The organism is Streptomyces sp. NL15-2K, assembly GCF_030551255.1.
Classification (GTDB): domain Bacteria; phylum Actinomycetota; class Actinomycetes; order Streptomycetales; family Streptomycetaceae; genus Streptomyces.
In genome coordinates this window covers 10553074-10574858 of record NZ_CP130630.1, presented here as the reverse complement: position 1 = coordinate 10574858, position 21785 = coordinate 10553074, and the positions used below count along the sequence as shown (strand labels likewise).

General features: G+C 69.8%; 15 protein-coding genes, 1 tRNA gene and 1 pseudogene. 7 read left to right on the top strand and 10 right to left on the bottom strand.

The window, feature by feature from the left end:
* Positions 1–296 precede the first annotated feature (296 nt).
* On the bottom strand, positions 297–1847 hold the full coding sequence (locus Q4V64_RS46175) for an MFS transporter (protein ID WP_124437787.1): 1551 nt from the start codon (positions 1845–1847) through the stop codon (positions 297–299).
* Between the two features lie 250 nt (positions 1848–2097).
* Here Q4V64_RS46175 and Q4V64_RS46170 point away from each other — a divergent pair, with 250 nt between their 5' ends.
* Positions 2098–2451 carry a hypothetical protein gene (locus tag Q4V64_RS46170; RefSeq protein ID WP_124437788.1) on the top strand — a complete coding sequence of 118 codons (354 nt, stop codon included), beginning with the start codon at positions 2098–2100 and terminating at the stop codon, positions 2449–2451.
* A gap of 122 nt (positions 2452–2573) precedes the next feature.
* Here Q4V64_RS46170 and Q4V64_RS46165 read toward each other — a convergent pair whose 3' ends face one another.
* From Q4V64_RS46165 to sucC, 6 genes are all read right to left on the bottom strand, one after another.
* Positions 2574–3251, bottom strand: a complete 678-nt coding sequence (locus tag Q4V64_RS46165; RefSeq protein ID WP_124437789.1) for a hypothetical protein — start codon at positions 3249–3251, stop codon at positions 2574–2576.
* Complete coding sequence (locus Q4V64_RS46160; RefSeq protein ID WP_124437790.1) at positions 3248–4267, bottom strand: DMT family transporter; 1020 nt, start codon at positions 4265–4267, stop codon at positions 3248–3250. Before Q4V64_RS46160 ends, Q4V64_RS46165 begins: the two co-directional genes overlap by 4 nt.
* Before the next feature lie 276 nt (positions 4268–4543).
* Positions 4544–4628: transfer RNA gene (locus Q4V64_RS46155), tRNA-Leu, on the bottom strand.
* Between the two features lie 203 nt (positions 4629–4831).
* The gene (locus Q4V64_RS46150; RefSeq protein ID WP_124437791.1) at positions 4832–6373 is read right to left on the bottom strand and encodes an aldehyde dehydrogenase family protein; all 1542 of its coding nucleotides are present in this window, start codon (positions 6371–6373) and stop codon (positions 4832–4834) included.
* 113 nt (positions 6374–6486) lie between these two features.
* Positions 6487–7365 carry a succinate--CoA ligase subunit alpha gene (gene sucD / locus Q4V64_RS46145; protein WP_124437792.1) on the bottom strand — a complete coding sequence of 293 codons (879 nt, stop codon included), beginning with the start codon at positions 7363–7365 and terminating at the stop codon, positions 6487–6489.
* A 10-nt stretch (positions 7366–7375) separates the two neighbouring features.
* Positions 7376–8506, bottom strand: coding sequence for an ADP-forming succinate--CoA ligase subunit beta (sucC, locus tag Q4V64_RS46140; RefSeq protein ID WP_124437793.1), 1131 nt, complete (start codon positions 8504–8506; stop codon positions 7376–7378).
* A gap of 144 nt (positions 8507–8650) precedes the next feature.
* Here sucC and Q4V64_RS46135 point away from each other — a divergent pair, with 144 nt between their 5' ends.
* From Q4V64_RS46135 to Q4V64_RS46110, 6 genes and pseudogenes are all read left to right on the top strand, one after another.
* Positions 8651–10333: a thiamine pyrophosphate-binding protein gene (locus tag Q4V64_RS46135; protein WP_124437794.1), complete on the top strand. Its 1683-nt coding sequence runs from the start codon at positions 8651–8653 to the stop codon at positions 10331–10333.
* Positions 10334–10343: 10 nt separating this feature from the next.
* Entirely contained in the window at positions 10344–11576 is a 1233-nt protein-coding gene (gene frc / locus Q4V64_RS46130; protein ID WP_124437795.1) for a formyl-CoA transferase, read from the top strand.
* A 4-nt stretch (positions 11577–11580) separates the two neighbouring features.
* On the top strand, positions 11581–13725 hold the full coding sequence (locus tag Q4V64_RS46125) for an acetate--CoA ligase family protein (protein WP_124437796.1): 2145 nt from the start codon (positions 11581–11583) through the stop codon (positions 13723–13725).
* Between the two features lie 121 nt (positions 13726–13846).
* Positions 13847–15238 carry an OFA family MFS transporter gene (locus Q4V64_RS46120; RefSeq protein WP_124437797.1) on the top strand — a complete coding sequence of 464 codons (1392 nt, stop codon included), beginning with the start codon at positions 13847–13849 and terminating at the stop codon, positions 15236–15238.
* Position 15239: 1 nt separating this feature from the next.
* Positions 15240–16640, top strand: coding sequence for an OFA family MFS transporter (locus tag Q4V64_RS46115; RefSeq protein WP_124437798.1), 1401 nt, complete (start codon positions 15240–15242; stop codon positions 16638–16640).
* Between the two features lie 77 nt (positions 16641–16717).
* Positions 16718–17966: pseudogene (locus tag Q4V64_RS46110) on the top strand (IS30 family transposase).
* 73 nt (positions 17967–18039) lie between these two features.
* On the opposite strand, the gene Q4V64_RS46105 reads toward Q4V64_RS46110, so the two are convergent.
* From Q4V64_RS46105 to eboE, 3 genes are read right to left on the bottom strand one after another with little or no spacing between them, the layout of a single operon-like run.
* Positions 18040–19101, bottom strand: a complete 1062-nt coding sequence (locus Q4V64_RS46105) for a sugar phosphate isomerase/epimerase (protein WP_124437799.1) — start codon at positions 19099–19101, stop codon at positions 18040–18042.
* A gap of 58 nt (positions 19102–19159) precedes the next feature.
* A complete protein-coding gene (locus Q4V64_RS46100) occupies positions 19160–20578 on the bottom strand; it encodes a nucleotide pyrophosphatase/phosphodiesterase family protein (RefSeq protein WP_124437800.1) in 1419 nt (472 codons plus the stop codon).
* Entirely contained in the window at positions 20575–21783 is a 1209-nt protein-coding gene (eboE, locus tag Q4V64_RS46095) for a metabolite traffic protein EboE (RefSeq protein ID WP_124437801.1), read from the bottom strand. The genes Q4V64_RS46100 and eboE overlap by 4 nt, the downstream gene beginning before the upstream one ends.
* Positions 21784–21785 lie beyond the last annotated feature (2 nt).

Sequence of the window (21785 nt, the reverse complement as noted above, 5' to 3'; positions counted from 1 at the left end):
GCTGAACGGTCGGGATGAGCGGTCGTCAGTCGTTCGTCGCGGGCATCCGGTACCGGCCGCGCAGCGGGCACCGGAGGGACGAGGACACGAGGATCACGTCGTACTGCGGCCGGGGAACGACGACAGCGGTGCACTCGCGCACGGCCCGTCTCCCCTCACTCGCCTGTCACGTCATGGCACACGCGGGCCCTGTTGCTGGCATGGGCGGCATGTGCTGCATGGTGAGTGTAAGGAACCGAGGAGGATCGGGGCACGGGATTTTCGTCCCCCCGCGCCTTCGCCGGGGGGACCCTGTCTCAGCCCGGCCCCGGGCCCACCCCGCCCTTGAGGCGTTCCACGTCGGACGGGCGGACCTCGATGACCAGGAAGGCGATCAGCGCGGCGACCACGGCGAAGATCGCCGCCGCGATGAAAGCGGCCGACACGCCGGCGGTGAGGACCTCATCGGCCCAGGGCGGCGGAAGATCACCGGTGCGTTCGAAGCGCAGCCGCTCGGCCGGGGTCGCCTGCGCCAGGAAGCGCGGGATCTGCTCCTCCGCCTCGTTCCTGCTGGCCGTACCGAACATCGTGACCAGGATGGACAGGCCGAGCGAGCCGCCGACCTGCTGGGTGGCGTTGAGGAGCCCGGAGGCGGCGCCGGTCTCCCGGATGGAGACGTTGGAGAGCGCCATCAGGGTCAGCGAGACGAACTCCATGCCCATGCCCAGGCTGAACACGAGGAGCGGCCCGAGGACGCTGCCCGCGTAGGTGGAGTGGACGTCGGTGAGGGTCAGCCAGGCCAGGCCCGACGCTGCCAGGATCGCGCCCACCACCATGAAGGGCTTGGGGCCGTATACGGGCAGGAACCGCGATGCCAGCCCGGCGCCGATCGCGATGACCACGCTGACCGGTAGGAAGGCGAGCCCGGTCCGCAGAGGGCTGAAGTCCAGCACGTTCTGCGTGAAGAGCGTGAGGAAGAAGAACATGCCGAAGATCGCGGCGGCCAGGCACAGCATGATGCCGTACGTGCCCGAACGGTTACGGTCGGCGAACATGTGCAGCGGCGTGATCGGCTGCCTGGAACGCCGCTCGATCAGGATGAAGGTCGCGAGGACGACGACAGCCGCGGCGAACGAGGCCAGCGTGAGCCCGTCCCGCCAGCCGTCTTGAGCTGCCCTGATGAATCCGTACACCAGCAGCACCATCCCCACGGTGGAGGTGAGCGCACCGGCGATGTCGAAGTGGCCGGGATGGCGTTCGGACTCCTTGATCCAGCGGGGCGTGGCGAGGGCGATGAGCAACCCGATCGGGACGTTGACGAAGAGCACCCATCGCCAGTTCAGCCATTCGACGAGCATCCCGCCCGCGAGCAGTCCGATCGCGCCGCCGCCCGCCGAGACCGCGGCGAAGACCCCGAAGGCCCGGTTGCGCGCGGGCCCTTCGCGGAAGGTCGTACTGATCAGGGCGAGGGCGGTCGGTGACGCGATGGCACCGCCGACGCCCTGGAGCGCGCGGGCGGCGAGGAGTTGGCCGGCGTTCTGGGCGAGCCCGCCGAGCAGGGAGGCGAGCACGAAGAGCAGGACCCCGAAGATGAAGACGCGCCGCCTGCCGAGGATGTCGCCGGTCCGGCCGCCGAGCAGCAGCAGACCGCCGAAGGTGAGGGTGTAGGCGTTGACCACCCAGGACAGGCCGGCCGTGGAGAAGTCCAGGGAGCGCTGGATGTGCGGCAACGCGATGTTCACGATGGTGATGTCCAGCACCACCATCAGCTGGCACGACGCGATGACCAGCAGGGCCATGGGGCTCCCGCCATCGCCGGGTTCCCTGGCGGTGGTCTGTGCTGGGGGCGTCGGCTGCGGGCTCGTCATGGCAGATCGCACTCTCGGGGGTCGAACCCTCGCGAGGGGGCAGTGAACGGTTCCGTCCACTGCGGTCCACCGTTCGACCGTACGCCCGTCTCCGGGGCGCGACCACTCGAACGGCGTAGGGAAGAGCGCCGAGGTCGCCGGAGCGGCCGACGGCGCCGACGTTGCCGATGGCCTCAACGTCCCTACGGGAGTTGTGCAGGTGAGGGCGTCGGGGCCGGCCTCGATGGGGGTGTTGTCGACGCGGCCGGACTTGACGCCGAAGGCGGGCATGATCGCGGCGCAGAAGACCGCCTTACTGTTCCGGATGGCCGTCGGCCAGAGCGTGCCGGGCACGTTCTTCTCCGCCGCCCTGGCCCGGGACGTCGGAGCCGTCCTCGCCGCCGAGGCGGGCCTGCGTCCTACGGTCAGGGAGCTGTCCGGCGTGGATCCGCGACAACTGGCGGCGGCCGGGCAGGCGCTGGAGCCGAAGACGCGGCAGTACGAGGGCCGCTGGGGCTCGTTGGCGCACACGCTCAGTCTCTTCTCCCCTGTCATCGACGGCGAGGTGCTGCCCACGTCGCCCTGGGAGGCGCTGGCGGGCGGCGCGGGCGGGACGTGGAGCTGATCGTCGGCCACAACCGCGACGAGTACCGTCTGTTCGTCCTCTTCGCCGGACAACTCGGCCCCTGCTGACCGCCTGAGGGGACGACCGCCTGAAGGCAAGGGAGTCCTCGACCTCGAAAATCTCTAGCGGGACTGCCGCGGATGGCTTGTCGGATGCCGGGCCGCCAGCCAAACGCTCGCGCCCGGAGCGACGTGCACTTCGCGCGGCCGACGGAACCCGAGGGGCCGCAGCTGGTCCGCATGGCGGGCGGAGACCGTGATCGCGACGACGGTGGCGTCCTCGTCGTCGACGGCGCGCAACCCGGGGGCCAGCAGCTCGGCGACCACGGTACGGTCCCGGGCCTCCGTGGCGTCCGGCGCGCAGACGGTGACCACAGTCCAGTGCGGCTCGTCGGGCCCGGCCGCTTTCAGTGCCGTCGACAGGGCCGGGTGTTCCGGCGGGCAGATGCCGAGTTCACGGGCGAGGAGACTGCTGACACCCGTGTCGGGAGGCTCGCTCCCGGTGCCGGGCGGCAGCCAGACACCGGCCGCGAGGAGCGCGCCGTCCGCACGCTCGGCCACCCACACGTGTCCCTCTTCGAGAGCGTGGTGGGCCAGCATCAGCCGCATGGCGCGCTGTGTCTGCTCCCAGTCCACGTCGGTCCAGTCCATGGCGGCCCTGTCCACGGCGGCCCTGTCCGGACCCGGGACCGACGGCCGCAGCGAGGCCGGAGGCGGGGCGAACAGGCGTACCACGGCGGGTACGTCCACCAGTCCCGCCGCGCGGACAGCGGTGCGAGGGGGCAGTTGAAGAGTCGTCATATTGGTGCTCTCTCTCGGATGGCCCGGCCGGGGCCGGTGATGTCAGCGGTGACCGGGCGCAGCGGCCCGGTGGATGGCGGCCCGGACCGCAAGAGCCGGCTGGGTCGCAGGCCCGGCACGGCACCCCGCGCTGCCGGGAACGGCACGCGCGGCCGGTCGTGGACGCCGTGCCGGCGGTCACGATGACCAGGACGCTCACGGCGGGTCTGGGGACGGCTGAGCAGGATCACGCCGTGCACGGCCGCCGCGGCACCGGCGAGCGCGACCACGGTGCCCGTCGCTCCGAACCGGAAGCCTTCGCCGAGCAGGACGATGCCGATGGCGGACGCGGTAACGGGGTTGAGGAGGGTGAGCAGGGCGAGCGGCCCGCCGAGACCGCCGCGGTACGCCTTCTGGGAGAGCAGCAACCCGGCCACGGCGAACGCGACGGTCAGAGCCGCCACCAGCGCCACGCTCCAGGAGAGCTCCGGCCCGACCGCGAGCTTCTGCGCCAGCGTGGAGCCGATCCCGGAGGCGATGCCGGAGGCCGCCGCGAACGAGAGGCCGGCCAAGGCGGAGCGACCCGGGGTGAAGCGCACGAGCACCGCGATGACGGTGGCGGCGGCGAGCGCGACCAGGAGGACCTCGGTGGTGTGCAAGGTGTCGTCCGGCGCGTGGCCCGAGGCGGTGACGGTCAGCAGTGCGGTCAGCCCGGCGAGGGTGAGGGCCATACCGCGCCATTGGCCGCCCGAGGTCCGGCGACGGGCGACCAGCGAGCCCAGGGGCACCGCCACCACGAGACTGAGCGCGCCGAGCGGCTGCACCAGGGTCAGCGGCCCGTACCGCAGGGCCACCACGTGCAGCAACGCACCGGTGCCGTTGAGGACCACGGACCACCACCACGAGCCGCGGGTCAGCGCGCCGCGCACGCTCGCGGTGTCCGCGGCGGTCCGTTCCTGGACCACGGCGGCCGTGGCGTAGCAGATCGCCGAGACCAGCGAGAGTACGACGGCCAGGAGCACCGCAGAGGCCGCCATCACGAGGCCCGCACGGTGGTCGGGACCACGCGGGCGGCGATGACGGCGACGGCTCCGGCGGCCGCACACAGCGCGGCGATCGTTTCCGGCTGGCTGCTGCGGCGGCTGGGCATGCCCCGGACTCCCATCGATACGAAACAGTTTCGTACCGAGACTACGGAGACCCTAAGCGAAACGCAAGCGTTTCTTTATTCGAGGTGCATGTGAGCACGAAAACGCCACTGGTGCCGACCGAAGCACGGTCGGCACCAGTGGTGGGTGCACAGTATGGGTATGTGTCCGAGGGGGGACTTGAACCCCCACGCCCGATAAAGGGCACTAGCACCTCAAGCTAGCGCGTCTGCCATTCCGCCACCCGGACCAGGTGTCTGCCGCCTTGCCAGGGGTGTACCCCGGGGCGACAGGGACAACAATACCAAGGTTTCGGGGTGCCTTTCACCTGCGTATCCGTCGCGCGAACGCCGACTCCGGAGTCAGTGGCGACCATGACGACCGTGCTGGTCTCGGCGTCGCCGGCACGCGCCACCCGCTCCCGGGGGCGGCATCGCCGGCGACGCCGACCCGTCACGGCATGAGGTGGTGGTCCGGGAAGTTCCCGGGCAGCCTCTCCCCCGCCGGACCCTGTGTCACGGCGCGCACCAGCAGCTCTCCGCCCACGAACGCCCCGCGCCAGGACGCGCCGAATCCGCCGAACAGCTCGTCGCGGTCGCCCCGGGAGCGCGGCTTGCCGTGCCCGACCTTGAACGCCCGGATCTGCGGGGCGAGCCGGTCGAAGGTCGCCCGGTCGTCCGTCGACAGCGTGGCCACCAGCGCGCCGTTGGACGCGTTCATCGCGGCCAGCAGCTCCGCCTCCGTGTCGACCAGGACGATGGTGTCGACCGGGCCGAAGGGTTCCGCGTGGTGCAGGGGGGAGGACGGGGGCGGGTTGAGCAACGTGACCGGCTGGACGTACGCCGAGGTGTCCTGGCCGGGCAGGAATCGGGCGTCGGCCGGCTTGCCGCGATGCAGCGGTACGGCGCCGCGGTCGACGGCCTCGGCCACCTGGTCGCGCAGCTCCTTGGCTTTGGCCGCGTTGATCACCGGCCCGAAGTCCAGCTCCGGGCAGGGCGCGTCGGGCTGCTCGACGGCGAGCGGGTGGCCGACCCTGAGCGTGCGGACCGCCGGGAGGTACGCCGCCAGGAACTCGTCGAACAGCTGCCGCTGGACGACGAAGCGCGGGTACGCCGTGCAGCGCTGCTTGCCGTAGTCGAAGAGCTTGGGGACGACCGCCGTGAACGCGTCCCAGTCCGTGTAGTTCCACAGGCCCCAGGTGTTGAGTCCTTCCTGTTCGAGTATGTGACGCTTGCCGAGGTCGGCGACGGCCGTGGCCACCGCGGCGCCGGTGTCGCGGCCGCCGACGAAGGAGACACAGCCGATCTCGGGCGCCCGCACCAGCGCCTGGGACAGCTCTCCTCCGCTGCCGCTGACGAGGGTGACGGGAACCCCCTCGCGGGCGGCGAGCGCCGAGGCCAGCGTCAGACAGGCGACACCGCCGTCGGTCGGGGTCTTGGCGATGACCGCGTTGCCTGCCAATGCCTGTACCAGCAATGCGTGAACGAGCACGCTCATCGGGTAGTTCCAGCTCGCGATGTTGGACACCGGGCCGTCCAGCGGGGCCCGGCCGTCGGCCATGGGCTCGATGCCGTCGACGTACCAGCGCACGCCGTCGATGGCCCGGTCGACGTCCGCCTGCGCGAGCCGCCAGGGCTTGCCGATCTCCCAGACGAGAAGCAGCGCCAGCAGTTCGCGGTGCGCGGTGAGGGCGTCGAGGGTTGCGGCGACGCGGGCGCGGCGCTCGTCGAGGGGGATGTGCCGCCAGGCGCGGTGCTGGTCGAGCGAGGCGCGTACGGCCTGATGGGCGGTGGCCTGGTCCAGCCGCGGCGGGCCCGCGATCGGGCTGCCGTCGACGGGACTGGTGGCGGGCAGTGCCCGGCCGTCGGCCCGCCAGGCGCAGTCCCAGAGGTTGAGGACACGATCGTCCTGGAAGGCCTCGGGGGCGACGGCGAGGCAGCGCTGCCAGGCGTCGGTCCACGAGGTGCCTGATTTGAGGGTGAGGGTGGTTGCCATCGGGGTTCTCCGCTCTCGGTGCACAGTCGGGGGCGGGTCGTGCATGGCGGTGAAGTGACGCTAGCGAGGCACCTCGACTCCTGAAAGTGACCTCGCGTCAACTATGAGTGACGTCACGCCCCCAGCTTCGTCAGGACCAGCTGCGCGGTTTCCGTCGGCGTGCTCCCCACCCGCACTCCGACCGCCTCCAGCGCCGCCTTCTTCGCCTGTGCCGTGCCGGACGAACCGGAGACGATCGCGCCCGCGTGTCCCATGGTCTTGCCTTCGGGCGCGGTGAAACCGGCGATGTAGCCGACGACGGGCTTGGTGACGTGCGCGCGGATGTACGCGGCCGCGCGTTCCTCCGCGTCGCCGCCGATCTCCCCGATCAGGACGATGAGTCCGGTGTCGGGGTCGTCCTGGAAGGCGGCGAGGCAGTCGATGTGGGTGGTGCCGACGACCGGGTCGCCGCCGATGCCGACGCAGGTCGAGAAGCCGATGTCGCGGAGTTCGTACATGAGTTGGTAGGTGAGCGTGCCGGACTTGGACACCAGGCCGATGCGGCCCGGTTTGGTGATGTCGGCCGGGATGATGCCCGCGTTGGACTGTCCGGGGGTGATCAGGCCCGGGCAGTTGGGACCGATGATCCGGGTGCCTCTCTGCTTCGCGTACGTGGTGAAGGCGACGGAGTCGTGGACCGGGATGCCCTCCGTGATGACGACCGCGAGGCCGATGCCCGCGTCGGCGGCCTCGATGACGGCCGCCTTGGCGAAGGCGGGCGGTACGAAGACGACGGTGACATCGGCGCCGGTCGACCGTATACCGTCGGCGACCGACCCGAAGACGGGTACGGCCCGGTCGTCGAAGTCGACGGTGCGGCCGGCCTTGCGCGGGTTGACGCCACCGACGACGTTGGTGCCGGCCGCGAGCATGCGCCGGGTGTGCTTCATGCCCTCGCCACCGGTCATGCCCTGGACGAGGACCTTGCTTTCCTTGGTGAGATAGATCGCCATGTCCGTCTCCTCAGGCTGCGGTGGCGAGTTGGGCGGCACGGCGGGCGGCGCCGTCCATGGTGGGGGCCTGCTGGACCAGCGGATGGGCGCGCTCGTCGAGGATCGCGCGGCCCCGGGCGGCGTTGTTGCCGTCGAGGCGCACGACGAGCGGCCGGGTCAACTGGATCGTGTCCAGGGCCCGCACGATGCCGTCGGCCACCGCGTCGCAGGCGGTGATCCCGCCGAAGACGTTGACGAAGACGGACATCACCGCTGGGTCGGAGAGGATGACCGACAGCCCGTCGGCCATGATCCGGGCCGACGCCCCGCCGCCGATGTCGAGGAAGTTGGCGGGGCGGGCTCCGCAGCCGGCGACCACGTCGAGGGTCGACATGACGAGGCCGGCACCGTTGCCGATGATGCCCACCTCGCCGTCGAGCTTGACGTAGTTGAGGCCCTTGGCGGCGGCCGTCGCCTCCAGGGGGTCGTCGTGCGCGGCACCCTCGGCTCCCCAACGGGCCTGCCGGAAGCGGGCGTTGTCGTCGAGGGTGACCTTGCCGTCGAGGGCGAGGATCCGCCCCTGCCTGGTGCGGACGAGCGGGTTCACCTCGACGAGGACGGCGTCCTCGCGGACCAGCACCTCCCACAGCCGGACGAGGACGTCCACGGTCTGCGGCGGGAGTCCGGCGGCCTCGGCGATCTGCGCGGCCTTCACCGAGGTGACGCCCTCGGCCGGGTCGATGTGCATACGGGCGACGGAATCCGGTCGACTGGCGGCGACCTCCTCGATCTCCATACCGCCCTCCGCCGAGGCGATGGCGAGGAAACGGCCCGCCGCACGGTCGAGGACGTAGGAGACGTAGAACTCCGCCTCGATGTCCACGGGTTGGGCGAGCATCACCGCGCCGACCCTGTGACCCTTGATGTCCATACCGAGGATCTGGCGTGCCGTCAGTTCCGCGGCGGCCGGATCGGCCGCGAGTTTCACGCCGCCGGCCTTCCCTCGCCCACCGGTCTTCACCTGGGCCTTCACGACCACCCGCCCACCCAGGGACCGGGCGATCTCCCGCGCCCTCTTGGGTGAGTCCGTCACGTCGGCCCTCGGCACCAAGATGCCGTGTTCTTCGAAGAGTTCCCTTGCCTGGTGTTCGTACAGGTCCATTTCGGCTCCTGACTCAAAAGTGCCGCACACCCCCTGGACACCACCCACCGGATGCGGGATAACAAGGTTCATACAGTATTCGTCGACTGTATGCAATGTACCGCGAGAGCGTTCCCACCCCCTACGAAGGGACAGGACTTCGCCATGCCCGACGACACCCAGGACGTCATTTCCGGTGGTCATCTCGTTGCCAAAGCGCTGAAGGCCGAGGGGGTCGACCGCATCTACACGCTGTGCGGCGGCCACATCATCGACATCTACGACGGCTGCGTCGACGAGGGCATAGAAGTCGTCGACGTCCGGCACGAACAGGTCGCCGCCCATGCCGCCGACGGTTACGCGCGCATCACCGGCAAGCCCGGCTGCGCGGTCGTCACCGCCGGTCCCGGTACGACCGACGCCGTCACCGGTGTCGCCAACGCCTTCCGTGCGGAGTCCCCGATGCTGCTGATCGGCGGGCAAGGCGCCCTCACCCAGCACAAGATGGGGTCCCTCCAGGACCTGCCGCACGTCGACATGATGACGCCGATCACCAAGTTCGCGGCGGCCGTGCCGGACACGGCCCGGGCGGCGGACATGGTGTCGATGGCGTTCCGCGAGTGCTACCACGGCGCGCCCGGCCCCTCCTTCCTGGAGATCCCGCGCGACGTCCTCGACGCCAAGGTGCCGGTGGGGAAGGCGCGCGTACCGAAGCCCGGCGCCTACCGCGCCTCCACCCGCTCGGCCGGCGACCCCGAGGCGATCGAGAAGCTCGCCGACCTGCTCGTGCACGCCGAGAAGCCGGCGATTCTGCTGGGCAGTCAGGTGTGGACGACGCGCGGCACCGAGGAGGCCGTCGAGCTCGTACGGACCCTCAACATCCCGGCGTACATGAACGGCGCGGGACGGGGCACTCTGCCGCCCGGCGACCCGCACCACTTCCAGCTGTCGCGCCGGTACGCCTTCTCGAACGCCGACGTCATCGTGATCGTCGGCACGCCTTTCGACTTCCGCATGGGCTACGGCAAGCGACTGTCGCCGGACGCGACCGTCGTGCAGATCGACCTCGACTACCGGACCGTCGGCAAGAACCGCGACATCGACCTCGGGATCGTGGGCGATGCCGGGCTGGTGCTGAAGTCGGTGACCGAGGCGGCCTCCGGTCGCGTCAACGGGGGTGCGTCGAAGCGCAAGGAGTGGCTCGACGAGCTGCGCGCCGCGGAGCAGACGGCGATCGAGAAGCGGCTGCCGAGCCTGAAGTCCAACGCCTCGCCGATCCACCCGTACCGGCTGGTCAGCGAGATCAACGACTTCCTCACCGAGGACTCCATCTACATCGGTGACGGCGGCGACATCGTCACCTTCTCCGGGCAGGTCGTGCAGCCCAAGTCACCCGGGCACTGGATGGACCCGGGCCCGCTGGGCACGCTCGGCGTCGGCGTCCCCTTCGTGCTCGCGGCCAAGCAGGCTCGGCCCGACAAGGAAGTGGTGGCCCTCTTCGGCGACGGCGCCTTCTCCCTCACCGGCTGGGACTTCGAGACCCTCGTCCGCTACGACCTCCCCTTCGTCGGCATCGTCGGCAACAACTCCTCCATGAACCAGATCCGTTACGGCCAGAAGGCCAAGTACGGCGAGGAACGCGAGCGCGTCGGCAACACCCTCGGCGACGTCCACTACGACAAGTTCGCCCAGATGCTCGGCGGTTACGGCGAGGAGGTCCGCGACCCCGCCGACATCGGCCCCGCGCTCCGGCGCGCCCGCGAGTCGGGCAAGCCGTCGCTGATCAACGTCTGGGTCGACCCGGACGCGTACGCCCCCGGAACCATGAACCAGACCATGTACAAGTGAGGTGAGCCCGGTGACCACCAAGGCACTCGAAGGCATCCGCGTCCTGGACATGACCCACGTCCAGTCCGGGCCCTCCGCGACCCAGCTCCTCGCCTGGCTCGGCGCGGACGTCGTCAAGCTGGAGGCGCCGACCGGTGACATCACGCGCAAGCAGTTGCGCGACCTCCCGGACGTCGACTCCCTCTACTTCACGATGCTCAACTGCAACAAGCGGAGCATCACGCTCAACACCAAGACCGAGCGCGGCAAGGAGATCCTCACCGAGCTGATCCGACGCTCGGACGTCATGGTCGAGAACTTCGGACCGGGCGCGGTCGACCGTATGGGCTTCACCTGGGACCGCATCCAGGAGATCAATCCGCGGACCGTCTATGCCTCCATCAAGGGGTTCGGCGACGGTCCGTACACCAACTTCAAGGCGTACGAGGTCGTGGCGCAGGCCATGGGCGGGTCGATGTCGACCACCGGTTTCGAGGACGGGCCGCCGCTGGCGACGGGGGCCCAGATCGGGGACTCGGGCACGGGTGTCCACGCCGTGGCGGGGATTCTCGCGGCGCTGTACCAGCGGGAGAACACCGGGCGCGGTCAGCGGGTCAATGTGGCCATGCAGCACGCTGTGCTCAACCTCTGCCGGGTGAAGCTGCGCGACCAGCAGCGCCTGGCACACGGCCCGCTCGCTGAATATCCGAACGACGACTTCGGCGACGAGGTTCCCCGGTCCGGAAACGCATCCGGCGGCGGGCAGCCCGGCTGGGCGGTCAAGTGCGCGCCTGGCGGTCCCAACGACTATGTGTACGTCATCGTGCAGCCCGTCGGCTGGCAGCCGCTCAGCGAGCTCATCGGCCGGCCGGAACTGGCCGACGACCCCGAGTGGGCGACGCCGGAGGCCCGGCTGCCCAAGCTGGGCAAGATGTTCCAGCTGATCGAGGAGTGGTCCTCGACGCTCCCGAAGTGGGACGTGCTGGAGAAGCTCAACGCCCACAACATCCCGTGCGGGCCGATCCTGTCCACCAAGGAGATCATCGAGGACTCCTCGCTGGTCGCCAACGAGATGGTCGTCACGGTGCCGCACCCCGAGCGGGGCGAGTTCGTGACCGTGGGCAGCCCGCTGAAGCTCTCCGACTCCCCCGTCGAGGTGAACAGTTCACCGTTGCTCGGCGAGCACAACGAAGAGGTCTACATCGGCGAACTCGGCCTCGGCGACGAGGAACTGCGCCTGCTCAAGTCGAACGGAGTGATCTGACGTGATGGCCGAAGACCGCCTCCTGAGGGTGCGCTCGCTCCTCGACTCCGTGCGGGCCGAGGGACGCACGGCGCTGACCGCTCCCGAGGGCAAGGTGATCGCCGACGCGTACGGGATCGCCGTACCCGGGGAGGAGCTGGCGACCGACGTCGAGGAGGCCGTGGCGTACGCGGCGCGCTTCGGTGGCCCGGTCGTGATGAAGATCGTCTCGCCCGACATCCTGCACAAGACCGACGCCGGCGGGGTGATCGTCGGAGTCGAGGGCGCCACCGACGTAAGGGCGGCGTTCCACAAGATCATCGACAACGCGCGCGCGTACAGCCCGCAAGCCCGTATCGAGGGTGTACAGGTGCAGGAGCTGCTGCCCCAGGGGCAGGAGGTCATCGTCGGCGCGGTCTCCGACCCGACGTTCGGGAAGGTCGTGGCCTTCGGGCTCGGCGGGGTGCTCGTCGAGGTCCTCAAGGACGTCACCTTCCGGCTGGCGCCGGTCGACGCGGACGAGGCGCTGTCCATGCTCGACTCGATCCGGTCGGCTCAGATCCTGCACGGGGTGCGCGGCGCGCCGGCCGTGGACCGGTGGGCGATCGCGGAGCAGATCCGCCGGGTGTCCCAACTGGTCGCGGACTTCCCGGAGATCGCCGAGGTCGATCTGAATCCGGTGATCGCCACTGCGGAGGGCGCGGTCGCCGCCGATATCCGGGTGATCGTCTCCGAGTCGCAGCCGAAATCCCGTCGGCGGTATACACGCGACGAAATCCTGACGACCATGCGCCGGCTGATGCAGCCGAGCTCGGTTGCCGTCATCGGCGCCTCCAACGAGCAGGGCAAGATCGGCAACTCGGTGATGCGCAACCTCATCGACGGCGGCTTCTCCGGGGAGATCCATCCGGTGAACCCCAAGGCCGATGACATTCTGGGCCGCAAGGCGTACAAGAGTGTCACCGACGTTCCCGGTGAGGTGGATGTGGCGGTCTTCGCGATCCCCGCCAAGTTCGTGGCCTCGGCCCTTCAGGAGGTGGGACGCAAGAGGATCCCGAACGCCGTCCTGATCCCCTCCGGGTTCGCGGAGACCGGTGAACACGCGCTGCAGGCGGAGATCGTGGCGATCGCGGAGCGGCACGGCGTCCGGCTGCTGGGGCCGAACATCTACGGCTACTACTCGACGTGGCAGGACCTGTGCGCCACGTTCTGCACGCCGTACGACGTCAAGGGCGGGGTCGCCCTGACCTCGCAGTCCGGTGGCATCGGGATGGCCATCCTGGGCTTCGCGCGGACCACGAAGACGGGCGTGTCGGCGATCGTGGGCCTCGGCAACAAGTCGGACCTGGACGAGGACGACCTGCTGACCTGGTTCGGCGAGGACCCGCACACCGAGTGCATCGCTATGCACCTGGAGGACCTCAAGGACGGGCGCGCCTTCGTCCAGGCCGCGCGGGCGACCGTACCGAAGAAGCCGGTCGTGGTGCTGAAGGCGGGGCGTACGGCGGCGGGTGCGAAGGCCGCCGGCTCGCACACCGGTGCTCTCGCCGGGGACGACGCCGTCTACGACGACATCCTGAAGCAGGCCGGGGTCATCCGGGCTCCCGGGCTGAACGAGATGCTGGAGTACGCGCGCGCGTTGCCGGTGCTTCCCACTCCGCAGGGCGACAACATCGTGATCATCACCGGGGCCGGCGGCAGCGGTGTGCTGCTGTCCGACGCGGTGACCGACAACGGCCTCACCCTGATGGAGATCCCGCCGGACCTGGACGCGTCCTTCAGGGAGTTCATCCCGCCCTTCGGGGCCGCGGGCAACCCGGTGGACATCACCGGCGGCGAGCCGCCGTCGACGTACGAGGCGACGATCCGGCTCGGCCTGGAGGATCCGCGCATCCATGCTCTCGTCCTCGGCTACTGGCACACCATCGTCACTCCTCCGATGGTCTTCGCGGAGCTCACCGCGCGCGTGGTGGCCGAGTTCCGGGAGCGCGGGATCGCAAAGCCGGTGGTGGCGTCGCTGGCGGGCGACGTGGAGGTCGAGGAGGCCTGCCAGTACCTGTACGAGCGAGGGGTCGTGGCGTACCCGTACACGACCGAGAAGCCGGTGGCCGTGCTCGGCGCGAAGTACCGCTGGGCGCGGGCGGCACGACTCTTGGGGGGCGGTTCATGAGGTGAGTGGACACGGGGCCGGCCGACGGTGCGCGTCGGCCGGCCCCGGGACCCGTGCGCACACGAAAGGCATTGGACAGGGGGCGCTGGCCAGAACTTTCGACGCAAGGGGTGCGACACACATGACAGCCACCGACTTCTCGACGTCCGTTCCCTACAGGGAGGTGACGGACCACAACGGCCGCCTGTACCGGATCGGCGAGACCGACCGGGACATCATGGGCCGGCCACGATGGACCATGGTGCTCTTCCCGTGGATCGGCATGATGGGGATCAGCTCCTCGGAGTACGCGTTCACCTCCGCCGAGGACACTCTGCACGAGGCGCATCTGTGGGACAACGGGCACATCTTCTGGCTGATGGGCGTCTGGGTGTTCTTCCAGGCGGCCGTCGCCTTCCCCGCCGGGCAGCTGCGGGAGAGCGGAAAGCTCCCCGCGCGGTACGCGATGATGCTCGGCGCACTGGGCACGATCCTCGGGTATCTCTCCCTCGCGTACGCGCCGAACGTGTTCGTCGCCTACCTCGGCTTCGGCATGTGCAGCGGCATCGGCGCCGGCCTCGTCTACGCGACCTGCGTGAACATGGTCGGCAAGTGGTACCCGGAGCGCAAGGGCGGCAAGACCGGCATGGTCAACGGCGGCTTCGCCTACGGCTCGGTGCCCTTCGTGTTCCTGTTCACCTCGTACATGGACCTGAGCAACTACCAGGTCGTCCTGGTGATGGTGGGCGTGATCTGCTGCGCCGTCGTCGCCGCCGCGGGCTGGTTCTTCAAGGACCCGCCGAAGAACTGGTGGCCCGCACACGTCGACCCGCTCAAGCAGACCGACGACCCGAAGATCCGCCGGGCGCTCGAGAAGAACCCGCCGGCGGTCAAGCAGTACACCCCCAAGGAGGCCGCGCGGACACCCGTCCTGTGGATGATGTGGTTCTGTCTGCTGTGCACGGCGGGCATCAACATCTTCGGCATCGCCTTCCAGGTGCCGTTCGGCAAGGACATGGGCTTCGCGGGCGGCATCGTGGCGACGGCGATGTCCCTGAAGGCGATCGTCAACGGCACTGGACGCGGCGTGATCGGCTGGATCTCCGACAAGTTCGGCCGCCGCAACACACTGATCATCGTGTGTCTGGTGCTGGGGACCGCCCAGTTCGGCGTGCTGGTGTCCGGCCAGATGGGCAGCATGCCGTTCTTCCTGTTCTGCTCCATGGTCTCCGGGTTCGGCGGCGGCGCGATCTTCCCGCTGTTCGCGGCCATGACGGCGGACTACTTCGGTGAGAACAACAACGCCTCCAACTACGGCATGGTCTACAGCTCGAAGCTGATCTCGGGGCTCGTGGGATCCGGGATGGGCGCGGTCGTGGTCGACGCGTGGGACTACGAGGGCGCGTTCGTCATAGCGGGCTCCATAGGCCTGGCCTCCGCGGTGCTGGCGCTCTTCCTCAAGGCACCGGGCAGGCCGACGAAGGCCCGGCGCATCGTCCCCAACCCGCACCCGCTCGGCGAGGAGATGGCGTGACATGACGGCTGACCCCGTCGCATCGAACAGCTCATCTGCACCTCCCGACGCCGCGAACCGTCCCTACCGTGAAGTGACCGACTCCCACGGCCGTGTCTACCGCGTGGGCGAGAGCGACCGGGACATCCTCGGTCACTCCCGGGGGCTCATGGTGTACCTGCCGTGGATCGCCATGATGGCCATCAGCGTCTTCGAATACGCGTACGGCTCGGCGGAGGACACCCTGTCCCACGCCCACGGCTGGACGCAGCGCAACACCTTCTGGATCCTCAGCGTCTGGGTGTTCTTCCAGGCCGGCATCGCCTTCCCGGCGGGCTGGCTGCGCGAGAGGGGCATCCTGACCGCGCGGGCGGCCATGTACGTCGGCTCCCTCATGTGCGTCGTCGGGTTCCTCGCCCTGTCGCACCTGAGCGACGTCCGGCTCGCGATCCTCGGCTTCGGCGTCGTCGGCGGCATCGGCGCCGGACTGGTCTACGCGACCTGCATCAACATGGTCGGCAAGTGGTTCCCCGAGCGGCGTGGCGCGAGGACCGGCTTCGTCAACGGCGGGTTCGCGTACGGGTCGCTGCCGTTCATCTTCATCTTCAACTACGGCTTCGACTCCGCGAACTACCACCGGGTGCTGGACCTCATCGGCTGCTACATCGTGATCGTGGTGTTCGGGTGTGCGTTCTTCTTCAAGGACCCGCCGAAGAACTGGTGGCCCGCCGACATCGACCCGCTCACGTACTCCGGCAACCGGAAGAACGCCGCCGGCCTCGCCAAGAACCCTCCTGCGGTACGGCAGTACACGCCGAGGGAGGCCATCAGGACCGGCATGCTGCCCTTGATGTGGATCTCCGTCGTGATGACCGCGGGTGTGTCGATCTTCGGGATCTCCTTCCAGGTCGACTACGCCAAGGAGGTGGGCTTCGGACCGCTGGTGGCGGCGTCCTCGATGGGGATCATGGCGGTCATCAACGGCATCGGCCGCGGTGTCGTGGGCTGGCTGTCCGACAGGTGGGGGCGCAGGTCCACCCTGGTGTTCGTCATCGTCGTCCTGGGCCTCGCCCAGTTCGGCGTGATCTGGGCCGGGGACATCAAGAGCGAGGGGCTGTTCCTGTTCTTCGCCTTCCTGTCCGGCTTCGGCGGCGGCGCGTTCTACCCGCTGTTCGCGGCGCTCACGCCGGACTACTTCGGCGAGAACTACAACGCCACCAACTACGGCCTGGTCTACAGCGGCAAGCTGGTCAGCGGGCTGTTCGGCGGCGGCCTCGGCTCCATGGTGGTCGCGGCCTGGGGCTACGACGGCGCGTACGCGCTGGCCGGCGGCGTGTCCCTGATGGCGGCCGCGATCGCGCTGCTGCTGCGGCAGCCGGGGCGGGACGCGGCGCGTACTCCTCGACCGCGGACAGCGGGCTGACGCGTCGCGTACGTGAGGAGGCCCTCCCCGAACCCTAGGTTCTAGTGGTCGTTGCAACACCCCAGCTCGGGGATGCAATGACCTTCAAGATCCGGAAGAACCGGATGGTGGCTCAGGGGCCCAGGACCCTGGTCCGTGAGCGGGAGGAATACTTCCGGCTTGTGGATCAAGGAATGACCTACGCCGAGGCTGCCCGGGCCGTCGGTATCAATCTGCGGACCGGCAAGCGATGGCGTAACCGGCGCAATGCGTCCGGGCGGTTCAGAGCGGCACCACCGATCAACTCGGTGGTGCCGTCCGTCGTGGAGGAGACCGCGCCTCCTGCACTCTCCCGATACCTGCGCGAGGCCGACCGCATCCACATTGCCGACCGGCTGCGGGAGAAGGCCAGTGTCCGGGCGATCGCGGCCGAGCTGGGCCGCAGCCCCCTCGACCATCGGCCGCGAGATCCGCCGCAACCGCACGGTCTCGGCCGACGGCCGCTGGTCCTACCGGCCCCATGCCGCCCAGCGTCGGTCCGACGCCCGCCGGCCTCGCCCCAAGACCGGGAAGATCGGCCGGAACCCGGAGCTGCGCGACTTCATCCAGGCCCGCCTGACCCTGCGGTGGAGTCCTGAGCAGATCTGCCACGCTCTGCGCAGACGCTTTGCCGACAGGCCGGAGATGCACGTGACCCACGAGACCATCTACCAGGCCCTCTACGTCCAGGGCCGCGGCGAACTCCGCCGCGAGCTGACCCGCGCGCTGCGAACCGGTCGTGCCGTCCGCCGCCCTCACCGCCAGGCTCACAAGAGGCACTCCCGCGCCGTCAAGGACATGGTCCTGATCAGCGAGCGGCCCGCCGACGTCGCCGACCGGGCCATCCCCGGGCACTGGGAAGGCGACCTGATCGTCGGCACCAACTCCCGCTCCGCGATCGCCACCCTCGTGGAACGCAGCACCCGCTTCCTGATGCTCGTCCACCTGCCAAGCGGCCACGGAGCCACGGCCGTGCGCAACGCCCTGATCGACACCGTCAAGACCCTGCCGCCTCACCTGAAGCAGTCCCTGACCTGGGACCAAGGCAGCGAGATGGCCGGCCACCGCGGCTTCAGCATCGCCACCGACGTCCCGGTCTACTTCTGCGACCCGGCCAGCCCCTGGCAGCGCGGCTCCAACGAAAACACCAACGGCCTGCTCCGCCAGTACTTCCCCAAGGGCACCGACCTCTCAGTCCACACCCGCGAACACCTCGACGCCGTCGCCGCCGAACTCAACAGCCGCCCACGCAAAACGCTCGGCTGGGAAACCCCAGCCGAGCGCCTGCATAAACTGCTCGCGGCCTGATCAACTCACCGCGTGTTGCAACGACCCCTCGAATCTGCCAACCGGGGAGGGCCTCCTCACGTGTGTACGGCTGTCAGCACTTCTCGCGCAGCGAGTGCAGGTGCTCACTGGACCGGCGGGCGAACGTGAAGGACTCGGTCGGATTGTCGTGCTCGGCCTGCCAGTGGTGGGCGAACCGCTGGCCGCGCAGCCGGGTCACAGCCGAGATGAACCTCTGGTAGTCGATGTCGCCGTCGCCGACGTCGACCATGCGGTAGCCGTACTGGTTGGCCGGGTCGCTCACCCCGTCCTTGACGTGGAAGAGCGGGTAGCGGTCGGGCTGCTTGAGGACGTAGTCGAGGGGTTCGAAGGGTGCGGGCGTGCCGTCGGGCCGCTTGGAGAAGCGGAACTGGCCCGAGTACGCCCAGTAGATGTCCATCTCCAGGTACACGAGGTCGGGGTCGGTCTCGGCGAGCAGCACGTCGTAGAGACGGACTTTGGGGTTGTCGGTGGCGAAGGAGAATTCCTCGGAGTGGTTGTGCTGGTAGAACTTCATGCCGCGTGCCCTGGCCGCCGCGCCGTAGGTGTTGAAGTCCTCGGCCGCGCGCTTCCACGCGTCGACGGTGGAGCCGTAGCGGAACGGGCCGGCGGCGGTGCCGATGTGCTTGAGGCCGAGGGCCTGGGCGTCGTCGAGGACCTTCGTGAGGTTCTGGGCGAAGGTGTAGGCGTTCGGGTCGCTGGAGTAGTAGCCGACGTGGCTGCCGATCGGGTTCAGGCCGTGGTTCCTGGCCAGCCGCTTGAGCTGGGCGAGGGTGATCGCGCCCGCCGCTCCTTGCGTGTATCCGGCGAACTCGACCTCGTCGTAGCCGTACTTCTCGAGTTCGGCGAAGACGGGGGCGAAGCCCAGCGTGGAGACCTTGTCACGCAGGCTGTAGAGCTGGATGCCGAGCCGGCCGGGAGGCAGGACGGGACGGCCCCGGCCCGCGGCGGAGGTTTCCGCGGCGGCAGCTGCCGTGGCGGGGGCCGCGGCGGCGCCGAGCAGCGCGGCGGCGGTGGCGCCGGCGGCGACGCCGAGCATCCCTCGTCTGCTGAGGCGGTGCGCCAGTCCGGGGTCGTGCGCCTTGCTCGTTCGGGCCGTGCGAGGTGTGCGGCTCATCTGGAACTCCTCCAGGTCACGGGGCGTTGTCAGTGGTGAGTGCTTCACTTGTGACCAGTCAGGAAAGACCGGCCAGTTGGAGCAGGAGTGCTTTCACGTCGGTGGCCGCGACGCGGTCGCCGACAGCGCGGGGGGTGGAGCAGATGAGGAGCGGACCGTCGTCGTCGCTCGCGGGAAGGCGGCCGTGGCTGCCGCGAATAGGTGAGGGATCCAGGGGCACGACCGCCATGCGGTAGCGCATGCCGAGCTTCTTGCGCGCCAGCGCCGTGGCCGCCTTGACCTTGACGTAGGGGTCGAGCGGGTCCATGAAGAGTTCGACGGGGTCGTAGCCGGGTTTGCGGTGGATCTCGACCAGCCGTGCGAAGTCGGGCGCTCGGCTGTCGTCGAGCCAGTAGTAGTACGTGAACCAGGCGTCCGGCTCCGCGACGGCGACGAGCTCGCCCGAGCGCGGATGGTCGAGATGGTGGGCCTTCTTGCCCTCGTCGTCGAGGAGTTGCTCGATGCCGGGCAGGCCGTCGAGGGCGGCCCGGGTCGCGTCGAGGTCCTCCGGCCGGCGGACGTAGACGTGGGCGATCTGGTGGTCGGCGACGGCGAAGGCACGGGAGGCCATCGGGTCGAGGTACTCCATGCCGTCCTGCGTGTGCACCTCCAGCAGTCCGGCGCGGCGCAGGGCACGGTTGATGTCGACGGGGCGCTCCGCGCGGGTGATGCCGTACTCGGACAGGGCGACGACCGTTCGGCCCTCGGCGCGGGCGTCGTCCAGGAGCGGAGCCAGGGCCGTGTCCAGGTCGGCGGCGGCCTTCAGGGAGCGCGGGTCGTCGGGGCCGTGCCGTTGCAGGTCGTAGTCGAGGTGAGGGAGGTAGCAGAGCGTCAGGTCGGGGTGCCGGGTGCGTGTGATGTGCCGGGTCGCGTCGATGATCCAGCGGCTGGAGACCAGGTCCGCTCCGGGTCCCCAGAAGTGGAAGAGGGGAAAGGTGCCGAGTTTCTCGGTGAGTTCGTCGTGCAGGTCGGCGGGGCGCGTGTAGCAGTCGGGTTCTTTGCGGCCGTCGGCGTAGTAGATCGGACGGGGGGTGACAGTGATGTCGGTGTCGGCGCCCATGGCGTACCACCAGCAGATATTGGCGACTGTGTAGCCGGGGTGCGCGCGGCGGGCGGCGTCCCAGAGTTTGTCTCCGGCGACCAGGCCGTTGTGCTGGCGCCACAGGAGTACGTCGCCGAGTTCGCGGAAGTACCAGCCGTTGCCGACGATGCCGTGCTCCGAGGGGTGGGTGCCGGTCAGGAAGGTGGACTGGGCGGCGCAGGTGACGGCGGGCAGGACGGTGCCGAGCGGCGCGCGGGAACCGGACTGCGCGAGGGCCTTGAGGTGGGGCATGTGGTGGAGGAGACGGGGGGTGAGGCCGACGACGTCGAGGACGAGGAGCGGGGTCGGGCCCGGGGCGGTCCGGTGGGTGCTCACGCCTGTGACGCGGGTGCTCATGGCAGCTCCTTCAGGCCGAGGTCCGTCAACAGGTCACGGGCCAGCGCCAGTTCGGCGGCGATGCCGTCGGCGAGCTGGGCCCGGCCACGGGGCCGGAGCTCGGGCGGGAGCGCCTGCCAGGTGTAGGTCTCGACCTCGAGGTGGCGGGTGAGCGGGTGCGGGCCGCCGACGAGCCGGGTCAGGGCGGCCTTCAGCACGGGGAGCGTGGAGGTGAGGGGCGCGGCGGGGGCCGCGTGCAGCGGGACGTGGAAGTGGGCACGCCACGGGGCCGCGTCGGGAAGGGTGTCGCCCGCGAGGGCCTCGCCGAGGTCGTCGGTTCCGCGCAGGCCGGCGGACGTCGCGGTGCGGGTCTGGTGCAGGAAACGGGGTTCGTCGAAGGCTGCGAGGGCGGCGCGGACCTCGGGCAGATGGGGGTGTTCGGCGTGCAGGGCGGCCGAGAGCTGGGACTTGACGACGGGGATGCCGGCCCCGGCGAGCGCGTCCAGGACGGTGTGCGGGTCTTCGAAGGAGGTGGCGAGATGGCAGGTGTCGACACAGATGCCGATCCGGTCGTGGCCGATCGCGGCCAGCGGGGCGATGGCGTCGCCGGTGGTCTCGACGACGCAGCCGGGTTCGGGTTCCAGGCCGACGCGGATGGAGCGGCCGGTCAGCTCCGCCAGTGCGTCCAGACGCTCGGCAAGGCCGGCGAGGCAGGTACGGGCCGTCTCCGCGCGCTCCGCCGCCGGCGTCCCGTCCGCCGGTGCGGAGCCGGGCGGTACGAGCAGGTCGGTGCGCCAGGCGAGCGGCAGGGTGGAGATGCTGCCCTCGGTGACGTCGTCGGGCAGGAGTCCGGCCAGGACGCGGGCCAGGGCGGTGGTGTGGTCGAGGCGCTCGGGATCGGCCCAGTCCGGCTTGTACACGCGGTACTTGACCACTTCGGCGCCGAAGCCCTGATATGGGAAGCCGTTGAGGGTGACGACCTCGAGGCCGCGCCGGTCGAGTTCGGTGCGCAGGCCCCGCAGGGCGGACGGGTCCGTGACGAGGGCGTGCGCCGCGTCCCTGGCGAGCCACAGGCCGATGCCGAGACGGTCGCGGCCGAGGCGGCGGCGGACGGGTTCGCAGTGGTCGCGGAGCTGGGCGAGGACGCCGTCGAGGGTTTCGGCGGGGTGGACGTTGGTGCAGTAGGCGAGATGGACGGTGGTGCCGTCGGGGTGGCGGAAGCGCATCG